This is a genomic window from Polaromonas sp. P1_G4 (genome assembly GCF_056405475.1).
Genome location: NZ_JBFUCA010000008.1, coordinates 1 through 21,283, shown reverse-complemented (window position 1 = coordinate 21,283; position 21,283 = coordinate 1). Strand labels below are relative to the sequence as shown.

Below are 21,283 nucleotides of genomic sequence, written 5' to 3'. Positions count from 1 at the left end.
GGTCTGGCAAAGCCAGTCCCGCGGCCCCGGCTGGCCTGGAGCGTCTGGGGTACTTTTATGATCTTGTTGTACTAAATTGATGAGAAAGAGAAAAAGTCATGATGGAACTGCTGACTGATCCGCAAATGTGGATTGCTTTTGCCACGCTCACTGCGTTGGAGCTGGTGCTGGGCATTGACAACATTATTTTCATCTCCATCCTGGTGGACAAGCTGCCCAAGGACAAGCAGGAACTGGCCCGGCGCCTGGGCCTTTTTATGGCGATGTTCATGCGCATTGGCTTGCTGTTTGTGCTGTCGTGGATCATCGGGCTGGTGGATCCGCTGTTCACCATTTTGAAGCAGGAAATCTCGGGGCGCGACCTGATCCTGATTGCCGGTGGCCTGTTCCTGATCTGGAAGAGCACCGGCGAAATTCACCAGTCGATGGAGGGCGAGGAAGGCCACGCCTCCAGTGCGGTCAAGGCCACATTTGCGGCCGTGATCGTGCAGATCATGATTGTCGACATGGTGTTCTCGCTGGACTCCATCATCACCGCAGTCGGCATGGTTGACAGCCTCCCGGTCATGATTGCCGCGGTCATCGCTTCGGTGGGCCTCATGATGCTGTTCGCTCCGGCCATCGGCCGCTTTGTCTCCGACCACCCGACCATCAAGATGCTGGCGCTGTCCTTCCTTGTCGTCGTCGGTGTGGTGCTGATCGCCGAGGGCCTGGACCATCATGTGCCCAAGGGCTATGTCTACTTTGCCATGGCGTTTTCTGTGGCGGTGGAAATGCTCAACATCCGCATGCGCAAGAAAAAGAGYAAGCCGGTGCATCTGAGAAATGCCTATGTCGATGGCGACAAGGCAGACGTGGCCGACAAGCGCAAGCCCTGAGACGGGTCGCTGCCCGTGACACGCCCGCGCTGCGCCGCGTGCCTTCGCCCACAAAGCGCCTGCATCTGCGCCTGGATCAGGCCGACGGCGCATGAAGCGGAAGTGCTTATCCTCCAGCACCCGCTGGAGGTCGACCACGCCAAAAACAGTGCCTGCCTGCTGCATCTGAGCTTGCCGCGCAGCCGGATGCTGACGGGTGAAGCCTTTGACGAGGCTGGCTTGCATGATGTGCTGAAAGAGACGAGGTACACCGTGCTCCTGTATCCGCAGACGCCGGAAGACAAAGCAGCCGCCGTGGATACCGCGCAACTCAAAGACCCGTCGCGCGTGCGGCTCGTGGTGCTGGACAGCACCTGGCGCAAAAGCCGCAAGATGCTGCACCTGAGTCCGGTGCTGCGGCAACTCCCTCGCTTGTCGCTGGAGGATATGCCGGCCTCAAACTACCTGATCCGCAAGGCGCACAAGCCGGGGCAGCTCTCAACATTGGAGGCAACGTGCGCGGCACTGGCGCAATTGGAAAGTGATCCCGAAAAATATCAGCCGTTGCTCAAAGCCTTTGACGGGTTTGTCGCGCAGCAGCTGGCTTTCGTTCCGAAGTAATTCGGTTCCCGTTCAGTCGCCCAGGTCGATCACACCGGCCAGCGGCACTCCGCTGGGGGCCTCATAGTCCGCAATCACGGCAGCGCGCCCTGTATGCGCTGAAATGTCTTGAAGCCGTCCTTTGACGAAGGCAATCGAGGGTGCATCCAGCGCGGCAAAGGGCTCATCCAGCAACAACACCGCCGCACCCGATGCAAACGCCGCTGTCAGCCAGACCTTGCGCTTCGACCCGGTGGACAGCATGAAAAGCTGCTTGCCCATGTGCGGCTCAAGCCCGAGGCCGTCGACCAGCGGCACTACCAAATTCGCATCAAAACCCGGGTACCGGCTGCGAACATCTTCGAAATACTGCGCCGGCGTGAGTTGATCAAACGTGTTGGCGCGCGGCTCCATCCAGAAGAGCTGCCGGCGGTAAGCGTCGGGCTTGTCGTTGAGCGAGATGCCATTGAGCGTCAACTTTCCCTTATCGGCAGGCAAGGCCCCCGCCAGTAAACGAAGCAGGGTGCTCTTGCCGCGCCCGTCGCCGCCTTGCACCAGCGTGACGCCTGGCGGGATTTCGCCGGACCAGTTGGCAAGGATTTCAACCTGTGGGTTGGGGTAGCGGAACCACAGGTCTTCGATGGTGAGCATGCTGGTGTTTGACAGGGTGGCTTGATAGAGGATCTTTGAAATATCTATTCGGAGGAAAGCTAGGCCACGTGAGCAATCGCCTTCAGTTGGCGCAGGCGCATGACAAGGCTTTCTGCCGCGACCTCGGTTGCCACCGGGATTGATACGGGCGTACCTTCCAGCACTGAATCTGTGGCTGCCTTCGCCTCGCTCAACGACATGGCTGCAGTCTCTTGAAGCAACTTGGAATGAGAAACCTTGAGGAAGCCGGCTTCCCAGCCAGTGATGATGACGGTGTGCATTTGACGGCCTGATTCTTGAATTGGTGCGAGAGTCTGGGCAAATGTTAATCTGCAATTTTGGGTCCTATGCCGGGCCACTATTCAATTGGACAAGAAAGTTGCAGTTATGAGCTTCGGAAAAACCACCCCCATCCTTCGCATCTTCGATGAAGCCAAGGCCAGGGAGTTTTACATCGACTTCCTCGGCTTCAAGGTCGATTGGGAGCATCGCTTTGAGCCCGGCATGCCGCTCTATCTGCAAATCTCCAAAGGCGGCTGCGTGCTGCATTTGTCGGAGCACCACGGCGACTGCAGCCCGGGCGCGGCGATGCGGATTGAAACGGATGGGCTTGATGCGTATCACCAGCAGCTTCTGGCGAAGAACTACAAGCACGCCCGTCCCGGAATTGAAGACACAGCGTGGGAGAGCCGGGATATGTCGGTCAGGGACCCTTTTGGCAACCGGCTGACATTTACCAATGCCATCAGCACCTGACCTCACCTCTTTCATCCGCTTCACTTGACTGCACTTTGCAAACCGGGTGAATCTCACGCCTGCGTGCTCTAAAACCTCAAATCTTGACTGCCGTCAAGAACGCCGTGTCAGGTGCGCCCCCGCTCTTGATTTCCGTCAAGAACACTTCATGGTCGCAGGTTCACCATGGGTGCTGCAGAAGGAGACACCCATGACCTCGACCCACGCGCCCCCTCTTCCAGGCCTCGCCTTACGCTGTTACCGGCTGACGCCGGGAGGCCGCGCCTGTGTGGACACGGTCAATACCAAAGCGCAGACCACGGGCTCGTTGTCGCGCTACCTGCACGATGTACTGGAGATGTGCGGCACGGGCGTGTGGTTTGAGCAGTTGCAGCAGTTCATGCCGCCGCGATCACTTGATGAATCCTTGCGTTCGTTGCTGGCGTCGGGCCTGATTGAAGCCGTGGATGCGGGCGAAGTGCCTGTGCACCTGCCCCCTGCGAGGCGCCGCACACCGTCGATGTTGGGCGACCTGACGAACGCCTGAGATGCCCTGGAGTCAAAGAAGGGGCGTTTATAGGTAAAAAAGGCTTCCAGCCCATACGTGAAAAGCGCGAGCAGCTATTAAATCAATAGCGGCCCGAAATTCAACTTTCTTCAGCCTGCACCAGCAACGCTGCTTGCGCCGGCAGCTCGGCMAGCAGCACCACCTGTCCTGGCGTGATCACCAGGTCGGGCTTGAAGCTGTCTTCTGCGGCAAGCCCTGCGCGTTGCCACCGAAGCTTCACCACGCGCTCCTGCAGGCGCAGCGTGATTTCAAACGAGGGCCAGTGCCCCGGCACGCGGGGCGACAGCGACAGCGCGCCTTGCTGCACCTTGAGGCCCAGAATGTTTTCCAGCGCCGCGCGGTGCAGCCACGCAGCCGAGCCGGTGTACCAGCTCCAGCCGCCGCGGCCTACATAGGGGGCCGCGCCATAGATGTCACCSGCCATCACATAAGGCTCCAGCTCATAGGCGGGGCCACGAGCGGGATGCTCGCTGCGGTGGGCCGGGCTCAGTGCCTTGAAGCTTTCCCAGGCGGATTCGGTGTCGCCGGTGATGGCTTGCGCCATCATGGCCCAGACGGCGGCATGCGAGTACTGACCGCCGTTTTCACGCACGCCTGGCGGGTAGGCCTGGATGTAGCCCGGGTTGTTGTCCGACTTTTCCAGCGGTGGCGCCAGCAGGCGCAGCAGGCCCGCTTCGTTGTCCACCAGCTGTTCATTCATGGCCTGCATGGCCGGGCCGATGAAGGCCTCGGTGGAGGCGCCGGAAAGGACCGACCAGGCTTGTGCAATCAGGTCGATGCGGCATTCATCATTGGTGGAGGAGCCGAGCGGTGCGCCGTTGTCAAAGAACGCCCGGCGGAACCAGGCACCGTCCCAGCCCGCGTCGTGCAGGGCGGCAACCCAGCCGGAGCGGGCCTGGCGCCAGCGTTGCGCGCGGCCGTCGTCGCCGCGCGATGCGGCCAGGGGCAGAAAGTCATTGACCACGCGGCATAAAAACCAGCCCAGCCAGACAGACTCGCCGCGGCCTTCGTGGCCCACGCGGTTCATGCCGTCGTTCCAGTCACCCGTGCCCATGAGCGGAAGGCCGTGTGCGCCGATGGCCAGGCTGCGGTCCAGGGTACGGGCGCAGTGTTCGAACACCGTGGCGGTTTGTCCGCTGGTTTGCGGCGCGTAATACGCGTCTTCCGCACCTTCGGGAATCGACGGTCCGTCGATGAAGGCAACCTCTTCATCCAGGATGCTGGTGTCGCCTGTGACCTGGACATACCAGGCGCAGGCATAGGGCAGCCACAGCAAGTCGTCCGAAAAATGGGTGCGCACGCCTTCACCGCCGGGCGCGTGCCACCAGTGCTGGACGTCCCCCTCGGGGAATTGGCGCGAGGCGTTCAGCATGATTTGCGCACGCAGGCGGCCCGGTTCAATGACGGCGAAGGCCATGGCGTCCTGCAACTGGTCCCGAAAGCCGAATGCGCCGCCGGCCTGGTAGAAACCGGCCTTGGACCACAGGCGCGACACCAGTGTCTGGTAGAGCAGCCAGCGGTTGACCAGGGCGTCAAACAGCGGATCGGGCGTCTGCACCTGGACTTYGCCCAGCAACCCGGACCAATAAGCCTTGACCTGTTCAAGCGCCTGCGCCGCATCTTTGCCTTGCCAGCTGCGTGCCAGTTGCAGCGCCTGCGTGGCGTCCCCGGCATGGCCGAGGAGGAAGGTGAACGCAAGAGTCTGGCCGGGAGGCAGGGAGAACTCGCCTGCCAGTGCAGAACAGGGGTCCGCACCGCCGGCAGCATTCTGGCCCAGGGCGGAAGGAAGCACCAGCCGGCCTGTTGCGTCGAAAAATTCGCTTCGGTCGCAGGTCCACTCGGGTGTGCCGGGCAAACCGGTCAGCGACAGGAACGCCGTGCTGCCGCCGAAGCCCGCCCGGCTTTCACGCTGCTGCGCAAACACGGCTGTCAGCAGGCTGTCTTTGTCTTTCCACGCATGGATGGTGCGGCGTTCGTGGCGTGCAGCGCCCATCTGCCATTCGACCATGGCCAGGGCGCGCAACTTGCGCGTGGCGCTGCCCTGGTTATGAAGCGTGACCTGCACCAGTTTGACCGGATCAGTCTGATCCACAAAAAAAGTGGTTTCCGCATGAAGCGCACCGTGCTGGCATTCGAAGACGGTGTAACCCTGGCCGTGACGCACACGGCAGGCAGGCGCCGGGCCGTGTTGTGCCGACGGGCTTAGTGCCAGCACTTGCTGTGTGTCCACGTCCTGCAGCAGATAGTGCTCGAAGGTGGGATCCGCCACCGGGTCGTTGGACCAGGGCGTGACCTGGTGCAGCCGGCTGTTGACTGCCCATGTGTAGCCGGCGCCGGTCTCCGACACCTGAAAGCCGAAAGAGGGATTCGCGATCACGTTGATCCATGGTCGGGGCGGACGATGCAGGCTGTCAACGTCAAACCGGAACTCGCCGGTGCCGGCATCGAAGTGTCCCCGGGGTGTTTGCAGTGCTCCTGGCTGCCCGGTGGCGCTGGCAGAACCGGAGGAGAGTGCCGGCAGCGGACGGGTGGCGGGGCCCGCACGGCGCTGGGCGTTGGCCGTGTTGCGCAGCGCTGCGGCCTGTTGTTCAAGCGGCCTGCCGTCTGCCACAAGAATGACGCGTGCCAACCCCGTCAGTGCGGCTTTTTCCGAGGGCACGATTTCCTGGTCGCGCAGCAGGTAAAAGCCACCGGCGTCGCTGCGCGGAAAGCTATTTTCCGTTTGTTGCAGTGTGCGGTCGCGCAGCGCCAGGATGTCGCGTTGCAAGGGCATCAGGTAGGAGTTGACTTCGCTGTTGAGGATGACCACGTCGGTACCCAGCCCGCAGAAACTCCACCAGGGCTGGGCCCGCAGCAATGAATGCACCAGCGCCATCCCGTTGCTGGAGTGGATGAGCACCAGTACGATGGGTTTGTCTCCCGAGATGCCGAAACGCCAGAGCTGGCGCTGGTCCAGCAGGCCGCGTTCCGCCATCGGCCGGGCACAGCTGTACATCAGTGCGGTGTTGAGGTCCTGCAACGCCGCGTTTTCCTCGGGGTCGACCCCGAGGTCGCGCAGGCGCACCTGGGCCAGCGTGGCGGCCATGCGGGTAGCGCGCTCCACGTGCATGGGCTGCAGGTATTTGTCGATGCGTGCCGCGAGTTCGTCGCTGCTGGACGCGGCGGCTGTGGCAAAGCTGAGCCGGGCCACGCCGCCCGCCGGAATGCGGATGCGAAGACGCAGGCCCGCAACCGGGTCCAGCCCGTTGATGGGTGAGCCGTCCTGGCCGTGCGCCTCTGCCCGCAGTGCCGGGTGGCCGGGCTCGCGGTTACGGCCCAGAAAGGCGCGGCGGTCCGAGATGAAATCGATGGCGCGGACGTTGGCTTCTGAATTGGCGAGGAAATGTGCGACCGCCATGACAGGATCGCCCTGCAGCCGGGGTTTGCGTGACAGCAGCAGGGCGCGCCATTCGGGATGCCAGCGTGTCTGGACAAACAGGTTCGAAAATGCCGGATGGGCCTCGTCGGCGCGCGGGTCGGTCAATACCGCTTCAAAGCATGAAATCACGTCGAGCGTCATCTCCGTGGCCGACAGGTTGCGCAGCGTGACGTTGCGCATTTCAGTGTCGTCCTCGGGGCTGACCAGCACGCTGGTGCTTGCCTCCAGCTGATCGGAATTCACGTCAAATTGCACGCGGTCCGGCAGGTAGGTGGCCTTGTATTGCCAGCCGGGATGCGGCGCCGGATGTTGCGTCAGGGACCAGGCCTGCTCCTGGCCGGACGGACGCAGGTAGATGAAGGTACCGCAGGCATCGCGAAGCAGGTCATCGCGCCAGCGGGTGATGTTGTAGGTCTTGCCTGCGGTGCGCCAGCGGCTGACACCGGCCCCATTGGCGCGCAGGGCGACGCTGTAACGCCCATTGGACAGCAGCTGTGTAGGTTGCCAGCCGGGCATGGCCGGGTCGATCTCACGCGAATGGTACAGCCGTGCTTCGGCCAGCTCCGCGGGTTCGGGCAATGCGCGCGGGTCTGCGCTTTCGATGATCTGGCGCGGCGTCTTTTCATGCAGCAGCGATTCGAAAGCCTGCACCAGCGGCGCCGAAGCGAACCAGCGGCGCGGCGCTTCGTTGCACAGCACATTGCACAGTGCCACCAGCGACATGCCCTGGTGGTGCGCCATGTAGGTGTTGACCAGGCTCATCGCCTGGGCGCCCGGTTGCCTGGCGACGGTGAAATCCAGCGCGTCGGCAAAACCGTATTCGCCGCGCGCACCCCATTGCTCAAGCTGGCGCAGGTTAGCCACCGCCTCCTGCGGCGTGAACTGGGATGCCATGATGCTGGCATAGGGCGCCACGACGCGGTCGGCCGGCGGGGTCCGTCGAAGGGCCAGCCGCGGCACGCCAAACGGCGAATACTGGTAGGCCAGCGTATGGTCCTGCCCAAAGTAGGCCGACTCCGAAACGCCCCATGGCAGGCCCTGTGCCTGGCCCCAGGCCTGCTGCTCCTTGACGGCCGCAAGGCCGGACACATGCAGCAGGCCCTCGTCGGGCTCGCTCATGACCAGCGAAGGCATCAGGTATTCAAACATCGAGCCCGACCAGGACTTCAGGCCGGGCGTTACGCCCACCGTCAGGAAGGCGCGGCCCAACGCCAGCCAGTGGCGCCGCGGCACATCACCTTTGGCAATCGCCAGGAAGCTGGTCAGGCGCGCCTCCGAGGCGATCAGGTCGTAATAGCTGGCGTCAAGTGCCTGCTCGTGCACACGCAGCCCGATATGAAACAGGTGGCGCTTGGGGCTGTAAAGGCCGCCGAAATCCATCGCCATACAAAGCTTTTCACAGCGGGCACCCAATTCCAGGAGCTCGGCGGATTCGCCTGGCAAGGTTTCCTGGTGCGCCGCCAGCTGGCGAACACACTGCGCGACGGCCAGCAGGTGGCCGGCCAGGTTACCGCTGTCTACGGTGGAAACATAGGCCGGAGGCAGCACCTGCAGCGACCGGGTTTCATACCAGTTAAGCAGGTGGCCCTGGTGCTTGGGCAGGGCTTCGACCGTGCCCAGCGTGGCGCCCAGCCGCGCGATCAGCTCGGCGGCGGATATCCAGTTGAACTCGCGCGCGCAGGCTGCAGCCATCAGGTACAGGCCGATGTTGGTCGGCGAGGTGCGGTGTGCGATCGTCGGTTCCGGCTCCATTTGCAGGTTGTCCGGCGGCAGGTGGTGGTCTTCGGGGCCGACGCAGCGTTCAAAGAAGCGCCAGGTCTGGGCCGCCAGCTTCATCAGGTAGGCGCGGTCAGTGGCGCTGAGTGACAGATATGGCGCGCGAACAGCCGGCTTGCTGCCCCACCAGGCCACTGCGGGCGCCAGCGCCCACAGCAGGAAAAGCACCGGACCGATCAGGGGGTGCGGCCCCCAGCACGCGGCTGTGCCCAGCGCGAGGCATAACGCGGACACCGGGGCATGGTTGCGGACAAAAGCGCCCAGCGTGTACTGGGCGGAAGCCTGCGCCTGGGCGGCGGTGGTCCACTGCAGCAGATGGCGGCGGCTGATGGCCATGCGCCAGAGGGCCCGTGTGATGGCGTCGAACGACAGGGCGGCCAGGGCGGGCAGCTGGCTCAATTGCCAAAGCGCCTGGGCCATGCTGCGCGCCACATCGCGCATGCCGACGTCAAAGAAGTGCCCCCAGGCGATGCCTCGCCGCGTTGGAACCAGCCCTGCCAGCGCACCCATCAAGGKGCCGGCCAGGAATGCCAGCACGGTGAAAACCAGTGCCGTCGCCACAGGCAGCGCACCCGTGAATATTGTCCAGGTTAGAAGCGCGAAGCAGGCCGGGGCGATCATCGAGCGGCGCAGGTTATCCGCCATGCGCCACAGGCCCAGGGCATCAATGCCGTAGCGCTTCGCATGCAGCATCAGCGGCAGCAATTGCCAGTCGCCGCGCGTCCAGCGGTGCACACGTGATGCGGCCACGCCTGCGTGATGAGGATGGTCTTCCATCAGCACGACATCGCCTGCGTAGCCGCAGCGGGCAATGCTGCCTTCCAGCAGGTCGTGGCTCAGGATGGCGCCGTCGGGCATGCGGCTGTCCAGCACGGCATGCACGGCCTCGACATGCAGCAGGCCCTTGCCGATGAAGTTGCCCATGCCGAACACGTCCTGGTACAGGTCGGAGGTGCCGTTGCTGTAAGGATCCAGGCCGCGCTGGCCTGCAAACATCGCATGGAAAGGTGAACGCTCGTGATGGGCCGACAGGGGCATGGCCACGCGGGGCTGCAGGATGCCGTAGCCGGCGGTCACGCGCCGCGTCTCGCGATTGACGTGCGGCGTGTTCAGCGGGTGCGCAGCGATGGCCACCAGTTCGCGCAGGGAACCCGCCGGCAGGCTGGTGTCGCTGTCAAGCGTCAGCACGTAGCGTATGCCCGGTGCCAGCTGCATGTTGACGTCCACAGGGATAAATGGCGATGACGAGTGTCCGGCCAGTTGCCGCAACAGCATTTCGATCTTGCCCCGCTTGCGTTCCGCTCCGATCCAGCGGCGCTCCGTCGCGGACCAGCTGCGCGGGCGATGCAGCAGTAAAAACCTTGCCGGTGAGGCTGGGCTCGCCGGCGGGCAGGCTGCGTTGAGCGCGCGCAGTTTGACAAGGACGTCCTCGAGCAGCTCTGCATCGCCGGCCATGCTCTCGGCGTCGGCGTCGCCCCAGTCTGTCAGCAAGGCAAACTGCGCATGGGTTTCGCGGCTGGCCAGCCAGTGCAGCTGCAGGCGGTGCACCAGTTCGCTGTTGGCGCAAGCTGAAGAAAGCATCGAAGGGATCACCACCAGCACGCGGTGTTCAGCCGGGATGCCCGTGCTGAAGTCGAGACGGGCCAGGGGTTGTATGCGTGTGGATTCAGCGATCAGCCGGTGGATCAGCGCAGCGACCACTTCCGACGCGGGCCAGGCCATCAGCACCAGGGCTACCCACGCCGTCCAGGACAGCATGGCGAGCGGGTGCGCAGCCCAACTGAGCAACGCAGCGGTTCCGGCAATCCATGCGGCTGCGTAGAGCGGCAGGCGCCAGCCACGCGGTGTTTCAGGGGCCGGCGATGGTTTGTGGGGACCCGCCGCGGGCTGCAATGCTGCTTCCAGCAGGGGGCGGCCCGGTCCTATCAGGTAGTAGCCGGCAGTGTGGGCCGCCAGGGCGTTGTTGGGCTGGTGCGCGGCAGCCAGCACCGCTTCGGCGACGGCGCGCTCGGATTTACCGGTTTGCTGCGCCAGTCGCTCCATGGCGCGCGTGATCTGTTGGCGCGTCATCTCGCTTTCGCGGGAAAAGCTCGGCAGCCGGCGCAAGACCTGCAGGGAATGGCTGACCGGCTCGATCAGCTCCACCCACTCCACCTGGCCTATGAGCCGCAGGGTGGTGATGATGTTGCTGACGGTCAGGTTGGCGGCGACCTGGGTGGTTTGCCCTTCGCCGATCATGCCTAAGGCATCGCCGCAATGCTTTTCCGTCCAGCGGACGAGGGGTGGAGCCGAAGGCGAGTCCGGCTCTTCACGTTCGGCAGGCATGCGCTGCCAGAGCTGCGTGAGATAGCTGCGTTCAAGGCCATGGGCCTGCATCAGGCCATACAGCTCGTCGAGATCCTGCAGGCTCAGTACGCCGGCCTTGTCCCAGGTGGCATGCGCCACTTCGCGGGCCACCTTGTTCCAGGCGATGCGGTCGGCCATACGGCGCAGGTTTTCCAGCAGGACCACGCGCAGCGTGGTCGGCAAGGCCCAGAGTTCGCCGAGATTGAGTTCACTGACCTCCTGGTAGGCATGCAGGAAGGCCGTGAAGAGCTCCGGGTCCAGCACGCTGTCGGTGTGCGCTACATAGGCCCAGGCAATACCGTATACCCGGGGAAGGCCCTCCAGCGGCTTGCTCGCCAGCTTGGGCAGATCCGCGTAGTAGCGCAGGGGGACGCCATCCTGGATCTGTTGCAGCTGGGCTTCGACAAGGTGGAAATTGTCGAGCAGCCATTCGGCGGCCGGCGTTACGTAGTGGCCTGTCAGCGAAGTCAGGGCAATGTAGTCGTAGGCAAGACGGATGGCGGCGATGTTTTCCTGCACGCGCGGGAAAAAAGGCGGACCGTGATCAGGGCTGCCGGCAGGCCTGACGGGCTGGGCTGCGGCCAGACTGCGGCCGTGCTCCTCAAAGCGTTGTGCACCGAAAAGTTCGGCGCGGATGGGCTGCTCTGCGCCGCCCTGGCGGGAGGCGAGCAGTTGCCGGGCGTAGGCGCTTAGGGTGTCCAGCCGCTCGATGACCGCGGTGGTCACGCGCTCAGGCTACGGCTAACAGGCCAAGAAAAATAGCCAGTATGGCCGCGACTGTGATGATGCGCGGTGAGGCCAGGGAGTGCGCGGACTGAAGCCCGGACTGGAGCGTAAAAAACCGGCTGCGCGAATGCGCGCACTGATCCATGTGTGACGCCAGATCGGCGGCGTCGGTGGAAACAAAATCGTTTTGAATGGCGGACGGTGAGTCGGCCATGATCTCCAGGGTAGTCATGATTTTGCGCTCCGGGGGTAAGCTGGTTTGGGCAACGCGTGGCGAAATACCCGCATTGCTCCGTGTCTGACACCATGCTACGCACCGGCCCCTCGCGGGGCCATCAGAAGACGCTGGAGTTTGTCTAGGACAAGGCCTACAGTATGCGCCCCTGGCAATACCCCTACGGCGGGAAACCTCTCACGCGCTGCATGGCTGCCTGTTGTTCACTGCCGTTCAGCCTGTGTTGCGCAGGCCCGCGGCAATCCCGTTGATGGAGATGTGAATGCCGGTTTGCACCCGCTGGTCGGCCTGGCCGGCGCGGTAGCGCCGCACCAGCTCCACCTGGAGGTGGTGCAGGGGGTCGATATACGGAAAACGGTGGCGGATGGAGCGCTGCAGGGCCGCGTTGCCCGCCAGCCGCTGCTTTTCCCCTGTGATCAGCGTCAGCGCCTCGGCCGTACGATGCCATTCGGACTCAATCGCACTGAAGATTTTTTTGCGCAGGCGCGCATCGCCCACCAGCTCCGAATAACGTGAGGCCAACGCCAGGTCGCTCTTGGCCAGCACCATGTCCATGTTGCTGAGCAGGGTGCGGAAAAACGGCCACTGCTTGTACATTTTTTGCAGCAATGCCAACGCTTCCCTGCGGCTGGCGGGCGTACCGCCCTGCTGGAGGAATTGCTCGATGGCCGAGCCGAAGCCGTACCAGCCGGGCAGGGTCAGGCGGCACTGGCCCCAGCTGAAACCCCAGGGAATCGCACGCAGGTCTTCAATTTTCTGCGAAGCTTTGCGTGACGCCGGGCGGGATCCGATGTTGAGTTCCGCAATCTCGCGGATTGGCGTGGAGCCAAAGAAGTATTCAGTGAACCCGGGGGTTTCGTAAACCAGGTTGCGGTAGGCCGCCATGCTGGCCTGTGACAACTCGGCGGCGGCTTGCAAAAAGGCCTTGGTAGCGGGCTTGGTCGGCTGCAGCAGTGTGGCCTCCAGCGTGGCGGCCACCAGCGTTTCCAGGTTGCGCCGGCCGATTTCCGGATTGGCGTATTTGGAGCCGATCACTTCGCCTTGCTCGGTCAAACGGATCTGGCCACGCACCGTGCCGGGCGGCTGCGCCAGGATGGCCTGGTAGCTCGGACCGCCACCGCGGCCGACCGTGCCGCCGCGGCCATGGAACATCCGCAACTGGATGTTGTGCGAGTTGGCCAGTTCGTCGAACAGCTCGACCAGCGCGATCTCGGCGCGGTACAACTCCCAGTTGCTGGTGAAGATGCCGCCATCCTTGTTGCTGTCGGAATAACCCAGCATGATGTCCTGCTCGGCACCGCTGCGCTTGACCAGCTGGGCGATGCCGGGCAGGGCATAGAACTCGCGCATGATGGGCGCGGCATTGCGCAGGTCTTCGATGGTTTCGAACAGCGGCACGACGATCAGGTCGTTGGTGGCGTGGCTGTCGAGCGTGGCGTGCATGAGGCCGACTTCTTTTTGCAGCAGCAGCACCTCGAGCAGATCGCTCACGGTCTCGGTATGGCTGATGATGTAGTGGCGGATGGCTTCCTTTCCGAAGCGGGCGCGCGCCGTGCGGGCCGCCTCAAAAATCGCCAGTTCACCGCGGGCGTGGGCTGAATATGCGGTGCCGACCACGCGCAGCGGCCGTGCATCGTTGAGCAGGCCCATCAGCAGCGCGCGTTTGGCCGCTTCGTCCAGCTTGCCGTAATTCGCCTCGATGCGTGCAACGGCCAGCAGTTCGGCCACCACTTCTTCGTGCTTGTCGGAACTCTGGCGCAGGTCGACCGTGGCCAGGTGAAAGCCGAACACTTCGACCGCGCGGATCAGCGGGTGCAGGCGCTGAGCGATCAGTGCTTCGCCGTGATGGGCCTTGAGGGAGTCTTCGATGGTGCGCAGGTCGGCCAGGAAGTCTTCCGACTTGAGGTAGGCGTTTTGCGGCGCCACGGCATGGCGCGCGGCATCGCCGCCGGTCAGGTCCTTGAGTGTGGCGGCCAGGCGTGCGTAGACGCCGGTGAGGGCGCGGCGGTAGGGCTCGTCCTTGCGGTGTTCACTGGTATCGGGTGAGCTTTCGGCGAGCAGCCGCATCGCGGGGCTGAACTCGACCAGCATGGCTGACAGCGAGAGCTCGCCGCCCAGGAAATGCACCTCGGTCAGGTAGTGGCGCAGCGCCACTTCTGCCTGCCGGCCCAGCGCGTAATTGAGGGTGTCGGCGCTGACGTTGGGATTGCCGTCGCGGTCGCCGCCTATCCATTGGCCCATGCGCAGAAAACTGTGCACCGGCTGGTTGCCCAGCTCGCGTTCCAGGTTGGCGTAAAGCTTGGGAATTTCCCGCAGGAAAGTGGCTTCGTAGTAGCTCAGCGCATTTTCGATTTCATCGGCGACGGTGAGTTTGGAAAAACGCAGCAGTCGGGTTTGCCACAGCTGCATGACGCGGGCGCGAAGCTGCGCTTCATTGGCGGTCAGCTCGCGCGGTGTCAGCGCATCCTTGGCGGCGTTGACAGCTTGCGCCAACGCCTTGATGTCGTCCCGCGCCGTCAGCAGCAGGGCGATGTCGCGCTCGGCGTCCAGGATGCTTTTGCGCTGCACTTCGGTCGGGTGGGCGGTCAGCACCGGCGAGACAAAGCTGTGCGCCAGGGTGGTGGAAATGGTTTTGGTCGAGATGCCGGCCCAGCGCAGTCGGGCCAGCGCTACGTCGATGCTGCCTTCCTGGGTGTCGCCCGCGCGCTCATGCACTGCGCGGCGGCGGATGTGGTGGCGGTCTTCGGCCAGGTTGGCCAGGTGGCTGAAATAAGTGAAGGCGCGGATCACGCTGACCGTCTGGTCGCCTGACAGGCCCTTGAGCAATTTTTTGAGCGACTTGTCGGCTTCGGGATCGGCGTCGCGCCGGAAGCTGACGGAGAGCTTGCGCACCTGCTCGATCAGTTCGTAGGCGGCAACGCCTTCCTGCTCGCGGATCACGTCGCCCAGGATACGGCCCAAAAGGCGGATGTCTTCGACCAGCGGGCGTTCGTTGTCTCTGGAACGACTGAACGTTTTGGTTGCACCGGCCGCGGCGGCGTCTTTGGCGCCCTCGTTGACGTTTGGTTTAACCCTCTTGGCGCGCGCGGAAGTGACCATCTCTACCCTCTAGTTCTTTAGCCTTGCATGCTAGCATTCACTTCCCCCCAAGTATTACAAGCAGGTTACGAGTGTCCGCAGCGTTTGAATCCAGACCGAATGATATGAAAAAAGTGGTCATCGCCACCCGCGAAAGCCGCCTGGCGATGTGGCAGGCCGAGCATGTGAAGGCGCTGCTGGAGTCGCGCCTGGGCTGGCAGGTGGAACTGCTGGGCATGACCACACAGGGCGACCAGATACTGGACCGCTCGCTGAGCAAGGTCGGCGGCAAGGGCCTGTTCGTCAAGGAACTCGAAGTGGCGCTCAGCGAAGGGCGGGCCGACCTGGCGGTGCATTCGCTGAAAGATGTGCCCATGGACCTGCCCGAAGGTTTTGCGCTGGCCTGTGTGCTGGAGCGGGAAGACCCGCGCGATGCTTTTGTCTCAAATCAATTTGCCACACTCGCGGATCTGCCGCAGGGCGCCGTGGTGGGCACTTCCAGCCTGCGCCGGCTGGTGCTGCTCAAGGCCATGCGTCCCGACCTGGTCGTACAGCCGCTACGCGGCAACCTCGACACGCGCCTGCGCAAGCTCGACGAAGGCCAGTACCAGRCCATCGTGCTGGCGGCTGCGGGCCTGAAGCGCCTGGGTCTGGAGTCACGCATCCGCAGCGCATTCGAGCCCGAAGACATGTTGCCGGCCGCAGGCCAGGGCGCCCTGGGCATTGAAGTGTGCGCCGACCGCGCCGACCTGATGGCCGCGCTTGCCACGCTGGCGCACCAGCCGACCTGGCTGGCGGTAACGGCCGAGCGCACGGTGTCGCGCGCCATGGGCGGCAGTTGTTCCATGCCGCTGGCGGCCTTTACGCAGGGTGCTGCTAACGGGGACGCAATGCAACTCAATGCCGCCTGGGGCGACCCGGCCAGCGCCGAGGCGCCATCCGCCATTGCGGGCCCACTGGCGCCGCTGGTACAGGTCAACCAGACCGCCGTGGTGCGCAGTTTTGCCGAGKCCGAGGCCCTGGGCGAGGCCGTGGCGGCACAGTTGCGCGCCGGCGGCGCCGTGTGGGCCGGCAAAGCCCCGGGCGCCTGATGCTACAGGCGCCGGTGCCTCCGGGTGGCACTATGACCCGCGTCATCGTGACGCGGCCCGAGCAGGATGCGCAGCACTGGGTGCAGCAGCTGCAGCAGGGGGGCTTTGCCGCCGAGGCCCTGCCGCTGATTGATATCGCCCCCGCTCTGGATACGGCCGCGCTGGAGGGCGTCTGGCAAACACTGGGCCAATACGCCGCCTGCATGTTTGTCAGCGGCAATGCGGTGGAGTACTTTTTCAAACAAAAAATGGCTGCAGCCCATACGGGACAAGCGCAAGTAGCTATCAATAGCATAGCGAATGCCGATACAACGCTGCCGGCTGCGCTGCGTTTTCTGGCGCCCGGGCCGGGCACTGTGACGGCTTTGGTAGCCGCCGGGGTTCCTGCCGGGCAGATCGATGCGCCGCCGGCCGATGCGGCCCAGTTTGATTCGGAAGCCCTGTGGGCCGTGATAGGCGAGCGCGACTGGCAGGGCAAGCGCGTGTTGGTGGTGCGGGGGGAGGGTGCTGCCTCGTCTGGGGCCACGGCATCTTCCGGCCGCGACTGGATCGCCCGCCAGTGGGAGGCTGCTGGTGCGCAGGTGGATTTTGTGGGGGTTTACCGGCGCCTTGCGTCTGTGCTCGACGAAACGCAACTTCAGCGCGCGCGCGCGGCCACCGTGGATGGGTCTGTATGGCTCTTCAGCAGCTCTGAAGCCGTGGCCAACCTGACGGCCTTGCCTGCGCTGGCCGGGGTAGACTGGCGCCGCGCCCGCGCGGTGGCCACGCATCCGCGGATTGAGGAAGCCGTGCGTGCTGCCGGTTGGGGTGTTGTTGTGGCGTCACGTCCTGCCCTGAAGGACATCAGGGACACACTTGCCTCGATAGAATCTCTTTATCCATGAGTGACAGCCCTAACGCCCAGCCTCCATCCTCCACGCCAGACAACGAGCCGGTGCTGGAACGCGCGCTGGTGCCGCTTCCCCCGCAACCCGTTTCGCCCGACGTCTGGGTGGTGCCGCGCAAATGGGCGTTTCTGGTTGCCGCGCTGGCGGCTGCGGGAATGCTGGTAAGCGGCTTGTTGTGGCAAAAACTCGGCAATATCCAGGAAGAGCTGGCCCGCCGCAGCATTGATTCCGGCGCGCAGGCCATTGAAGCGCGCACACTGGCGCGCCAGGCCCAGGAAGGTACGCGCGAACTTTCCGCACGGCTGGCCATCCAGGAAACCCGCATCAGCGAAGTCAGCCTGCAGCGCACCCAGCTGGAGGAGCTCATGCAGAGCCTGTCGCGCTCGCGCGATGAGAATCTGGTGGTTGATGTGGAGTCGGCCCTGCGCCTGGCCCAGCAGCAGGCCCAGCTCACCGGCAGCGCCGAACCGCTACTGGCCGCACTCAAGTCGGCCGACCAGCGCCTGTCGCGCGCCGCGCAGCCGCGCCTGAACCCGCTGCAACGCGCCATTGCCAAAGACATGGACCGCATCAAGGCCGCAACGCTGACCGACGTGCCGGTTCTCATGCTCAAGCTCGACGAACTGGTCCGCATGGCAGACGACCTGCCGGTGGCCAACGCCATGGTGGCAGCCGGCCAGCGTCCATTGCCCGCGGCGGCCGCGCCGGCTTCCGCGCCGCGCGCTGCTGCGTCGGCGGCATCTTCCGCCAGCAAGCCTTCCATGCTGGGATTCGACAAGCTGGCTCTCGATGCCTGGTCGCAGCGCACGCTGGACAACCTGCGCGAAGAAGCACGCAAGCTGCTGCGCGTGAGCCGCATTGACCAGCCCGAGGCCGCCCTTGTGTCGCCGGAGCAGTCGTTTTTCCTGCGGGAGAACCTCAAGCTGCGCCTGCTCAATGCGCGCCTGGGCCTGTTGTCGCGGCAGACGGATTCGGTGCGCGCCGACCTTGGTAGTGCCAATGCCTGGTTGGGCAAATATTTTGATGCCTCGTCCCGCAAAACGCAGGCCGCAGCGCAGTTGCTGGCCCAGGTCCAGGGCCAGCTGAAAACCAGCGAGCTTCCGCGCCTGGACGAAACCATGGCCGCGCTGGCCACAGCGGCCGCAGGCCGCTGAGCGGGAAAAGGCAGGAACCAGCAATGCGCGCCGCCCTCTGGCTTTTGGCCCTGTTTGGCGTAGCCGTTGCCGTGGCCCTGTTTACGGGCAACAACCAGGCCGTGGTTACCATCTTCTGGCCGCCGCACCGTGTCGATATTTCCTTCAACCTGATGGTGATGCTGCTGGCAGCGCTTTTCCTGGTGCTGTACCTGGCCTTGCGCGCGCTGTCGGCGGTGTTTTCGCTGCCGGCGGAAGCCAGGCGCTGGCGTGCCCAGCAAAAGGAGCGCGCCATGTACGGCGCCCTCATGGATTCTCTGGCGCATCTGCTGGCGGGGCGCTACATCCGCTCGACCAAGTCGGCACAAAATGCGCTTGCGCAGGCAAAGAGCCTGAACCTGCTGACCGACGAATCCGGCCATGTGACAGGCCACAGCACCAGCCGCGGCAGACAGTTGCGTTCGCTGGCCCATCTTCTGGTGGCCGAAGCCGCGCAGGCGCTCCAAAACAAGAGCTTGCGCGACCAGCACCTGCAATTGGCGTTGAAGAGCTCACGCCATGCGCAGGAAGTGCGCGAGGGCGTGCAGTTCCGTGCGGCTCGCTGGGCGCTGGACGACCGTGACGCGGGTGCGGCACTGGATTGGCTGGGCCAGCTTCCGCAGGGGGCATCGCGCCGCACGCTGGCCCTGCGCATGAAGCTGCGTGCCTCGCGGCATGCGCGGCACACGGCGCAAGCGCTGGAAACCGCGCGCCTGCTGGCCAAGCACCGCGCTTTTTCGCAGGCGGCGGCGCAAAGCATTGTGCGCGGCCTGGCCCTGGAGCTGCTGAACGATGCGCACGACCCCGCGCAGCTGCAGCAGGCCTGGTTCTCTCTGGATGACACCGAACGCGCCATGCCCGAGCTGGTGGTGCATGCGGCGTCGCGCCTGATGGCGCTGCACGGTGACCCGGAACTGGCCCGCAGCTGGCTGCTGCAGGTCTGGGACCGCACGATGCAGCCTCGCTCGGAGATCGGCGACAACCTGCGCATCAAGCTGATCAGCGTGCTCGAAACAGGCCTCGATTCGCTGGACGCGGCCTGGCTGGCCCGCATTGAAAACGCACAGCTCAGCCGTCCACGCGATGCCAACCTGCAATACCTGGCGGGCATGGCTTGCCTGAGCCGCCAACTCTGGGGCAAGTCCCGCCAGTTGCTGACGCAGGCGGCGCCGGCGCTTCAGGATGTAACGCTTCACCGCAATGCCTGGCGCGCCCTGGCGCTGCTGGCTGAGCAGCGTGAGGACGAGGCGGGTGCTGCGCAAGCTTACAAGCGCGCCGCGCAGATATAAGACAGGCTCTGAGCGCGCGCCTCGTTCCTGGCGGGCATGCCGCCCGCCGTGGCAGGCTTAGGGCTTGACCACCTGAGCCGCTTTGGCCCGCTGCACATAACCCTGGTAAGCCGGCAAAGCGATGGCGGCGATGATGCCGATGACCACGATGATGGGAAACATCAGGGCGCCGATTTTGACCAGCGTGGTGTTGGGAGGCGGAGGGGCGCCAAAGCGGTTGCTGCCCTCGGTTCCCGAATTGAAAATCCAGACCAATCCCACCAGGGGGATGAAGGCCAGGATCGCCGTCCAGCCGCTCCATCCCATGTCGTGGCTGCGCTGGATAGTCAGCAGGATGAGAAAAAGAAAATAGGGAATCATGACCACGAAACCAACGATGCCCGCTGCGGCGCCGGCGCCGGCAGCGCCTGCCAGCATGCTGAGTCCGAAGACGCCCACCAGCAAAAGCAGGTAACCCACAAAGGTGCGGGCCAGGTACCGCATGCGTCCGACGCGACCCCTGGCAGAGAACCACTTGACGGGTTGTGTATCTCCCTCACGGTCATACACATCAGCGACAGCCGCGCGCGGTGCGGCATAAGGATTCATGGCTTCAGACATTTCTCTTTCCCTCCTGTTGTTGAAAAACGAAGAATAACCGCTGCCGGGCTGAATGCAATGCCCGCTTACAGCAGGCCGGCGCGTTTGACCGCGTGGTAGCGGTTCACCAGCGAGACGGCCAGTTGCGTCGGCTCCACATCCATCGACAGCGGGTCATTGCCGACCACCCGCGCAAAGGCATCGCGCCGCGACTGCCCGAAGAGGTGGGCTGCCGCGACATCCACGGCATCCGCCGGGCTGGACAGCGCCTGGCCGGCGATGCGGCCAAGCACCCGCTCGCGCAGGCTCGCCACCAGGACGAGGTGCTTGCGGCGTAATAGTTTGAGCGCGGGACGCAGCTCAGCCGAATCCTCGTCGCGGAAGTTGGTGAGCACTATCACCAGTGCACGGCGACGTTGTACACGCAGCAGTTCCTGCGCCGCCATGAGATAGTCCGAATGCATGGCGCCGGGCTGGATGTCGTGCAGGCGGTTCATGAGGGCATTGAGTGTGGCGGCGCCTTTGCGGGGCGCAAAGTCACGCCGATGCCCGGGCAAACCGCCGAAAGTCATTGCGCCGACCTCGTCGCCTTCTTTCAGTGCGACATAGCTCAGCAGCATCAGCGCGTTGAGGGCCTCGTCGAAATGGCTGCTGCCGCGCAGCTCTTGCTCCGGGCTGCTTTCATCAGCGCGCATGCGGCGGCCGCAGTCCAGCAGGAAAAACACACACTGGTCGCGGTCGTCCTGGAATTCGCGCACGATGGGCCGCTGGTGGCGCAGTGTGGCCTTCCAGTCGATGTGCCGCAGGGAGTCCCCGGTTTTGTAATCAGCAAGCTGGCGGAAATCAGTGCCCAGCCCGCGCTGGACATAGGTTTTAATGCCGATCTGGGCGAGCCGCCGGTCACCGGAAAGCCAGGCATAGCGGGCCAGTGCGGCAAAGTTGGGATAGACACGCAGCTTCCCGGGCTGGCCTAGCGCCTGCTGCACCTCGAGACAGCCGCCGCGGGTGTGCCAGCGCAGCTGGGTCGTGCCGAAAAGGGCGACGCCGCGCTCTCTCGCGGTCACCGTGTATCGCAACTCGGCGCGCGAAGCCGGTGGCACGGTGACGGCCTGTGGCAGGCCTTCAAAGGTAAACCGCGGATCGACCTCATCGAACACCGTCACTGCCCAGGCCAGGGGGCCGTCATTGACCAGCGCCAGTGTCAGCACCGTTGGCACGCCCAGTGAAAAAGCGCCGGGCAGCGTGCGCTCAATGCGCAGCGGCGCTGTCCTCCAC

At 64.3% G+C, this 21,283-nt stretch carries 15 protein-coding genes; 8 read left to right on the top strand and 7 right to left on the bottom strand.

Translation table 11 applies throughout. From position 1 onward, the window contains the following. Nucleotides 1-98: 98 nt before the first annotated feature. Entirely contained in the window at nt 99-878 is a 780-nt protein-coding gene (locus AC1D1X_RS01045; RefSeq protein WP_477671285.1) for a TerC family protein, read from the top strand. 15 nt (nt 879-893) lie between these two features. Beyond that, complete coding sequence (locus tag AC1D1X_RS01040) at nt 894-1,478, top strand: tRNA-uridine aminocarboxypropyltransferase (protein WP_477671286.1); 585 nt, start codon at nt 894-896, stop codon at nt 1,476-1,478. A gap of 12 nt (nt 1,479-1,490) precedes the next feature. Here the strand turns inward: AC1D1X_RS01040 and AC1D1X_RS01035 are convergent, their stop codons facing one another. Beyond that, on the bottom strand, nt 1,491-2,108 hold the full coding sequence (locus AC1D1X_RS01035; RefSeq protein WP_477671287.1) for an ABC transporter ATP-binding protein: 618 nt from the start codon (nt 2,106-2,108) through the stop codon (nt 1,491-1,493). Between the two features lie 59 nt (nt 2,109-2,167). Next, complete coding sequence (locus tag AC1D1X_RS01030) at nt 2,168-2,389, bottom strand: hypothetical protein (RefSeq protein WP_477671288.1); 222 nt, start codon at nt 2,387-2,389, stop codon at nt 2,168-2,170. Nucleotides 2,390-2,495: 106 nt separating this feature from the next. Between AC1D1X_RS01030 and AC1D1X_RS01025 the strand changes: the two genes are divergently transcribed. After that, complete coding sequence (locus AC1D1X_RS01025) at nt 2,496-2,864, top strand: glyoxalase superfamily protein (protein WP_477671289.1); 369 nt, start codon at nt 2,496-2,498, stop codon at nt 2,862-2,864. A 190-nt stretch (nt 2,865-3,054) separates the two neighbouring features. Further along, nucleotides 3,055-3,390 carry a hypothetical protein gene (locus AC1D1X_RS01020; protein WP_477671290.1) on the top strand — a complete coding sequence of 112 codons (336 nt, stop codon included), beginning with the start codon at nt 3,055-3,057 and terminating at the stop codon, nt 3,388-3,390. 100 nt (nt 3,391-3,490) lie between these two features. On the opposite strand, the gene AC1D1X_RS01015 is transcribed toward AC1D1X_RS01020, so the two are convergent. The 3 genes from AC1D1X_RS01015 to ppc form a co-directional block, all read right to left on the bottom strand. Continuing rightward, the gene (locus AC1D1X_RS01015) at nt 3,491-11,677 is read right to left on the bottom strand and encodes a glycoside hydrolase family 94 protein (protein WP_477697695.1); all 8,187 of its coding nucleotides are present in this window, start codon (nt 11,675-11,677) and stop codon (nt 3,491-3,493) included. 4 nt (nt 11,678-11,681) lie between these two features. Then, on the bottom strand, nt 11,682-11,909 hold the full coding sequence (locus AC1D1X_RS01010; RefSeq protein ID WP_457279414.1) for a hypothetical protein: 228 nt from the start codon (nt 11,907-11,909) through the stop codon (nt 11,682-11,684). Between the two features lie 216 nt (nt 11,910-12,125). Then, nucleotides 12,126-15,011 (bottom strand): phosphoenolpyruvate carboxylase, encoded by a 2,886-nt coding sequence (gene ppc / locus AC1D1X_RS01005; protein ID WP_477671292.1) that lies wholly within the window; start codon nt 15,009-15,011, stop codon nt 12,126-12,128. A 104-nt stretch (nt 15,012-15,115) separates the two neighbouring features. Here ppc and hemC point away from each other — a divergent pair, with 104 nt between their 5' ends. Genes hemC through AC1D1X_RS00985 form a run of 4 tightly spaced genes read left to right on the top strand, consistent with a single transcriptional unit; the run spans nt 15,116 to nt 19,429 of the window. After that, nucleotides 15,116-16,081: a hydroxymethylbilane synthase gene (hemC, locus tag AC1D1X_RS01000; protein ID WP_477697694.1), complete on the top strand. Its 966-nt coding sequence runs from the start codon at nt 15,116-15,118 to the stop codon at nt 16,079-16,081. Nucleotides 16,082-16,113: 32 nt separating this feature from the next. Continuing rightward, nucleotides 16,114-16,965 (top strand): uroporphyrinogen-III synthase, encoded by an 852-nt coding sequence (locus tag AC1D1X_RS00995; RefSeq protein ID WP_477671294.1) that lies wholly within the window; start codon nt 16,114-16,116, stop codon nt 16,963-16,965. After that, on the top strand, nt 16,962-18,122 hold the full coding sequence (locus tag AC1D1X_RS00990) for a uroporphyrinogen-III C-methyltransferase (protein ID WP_477671295.1): 1,161 nt from the start codon (nt 16,962-16,964) through the stop codon (nt 18,120-18,122). Before AC1D1X_RS00995 ends, AC1D1X_RS00990 begins: the two co-directional genes overlap by 4 nt. Before the next feature lie 23 nt (nt 18,123-18,145). Continuing rightward, complete coding sequence (locus tag AC1D1X_RS00985; RefSeq protein ID WP_477671296.1) at nt 18,146-19,429, top strand: heme biosynthesis HemY N-terminal domain-containing protein; 1,284 nt, start codon at nt 18,146-18,148, stop codon at nt 19,427-19,429. Nucleotides 19,430-19,486: 57 nt separating this feature from the next. Here AC1D1X_RS00985 and AC1D1X_RS00980 read toward each other — a convergent pair whose 3' ends face one another. Both AC1D1X_RS00980 and AC1D1X_RS00975 read right to left on the bottom strand, forming a co-directional pair. After that, nucleotides 19,487-20,029: a DUF805 domain-containing protein gene (locus AC1D1X_RS00980; protein ID WP_477671297.1), complete on the bottom strand. Its 543-nt coding sequence runs from the start codon at nt 20,027-20,029 to the stop codon at nt 19,487-19,489. Nucleotides 20,030-20,094: 65 nt separating this feature from the next. Then, on the bottom strand, nt 20,095-21,283 hold a 1,189-nt coding region (locus AC1D1X_RS00975; protein ID WP_477697693.1), incomplete at its 5' end, for a DUF58 domain-containing protein.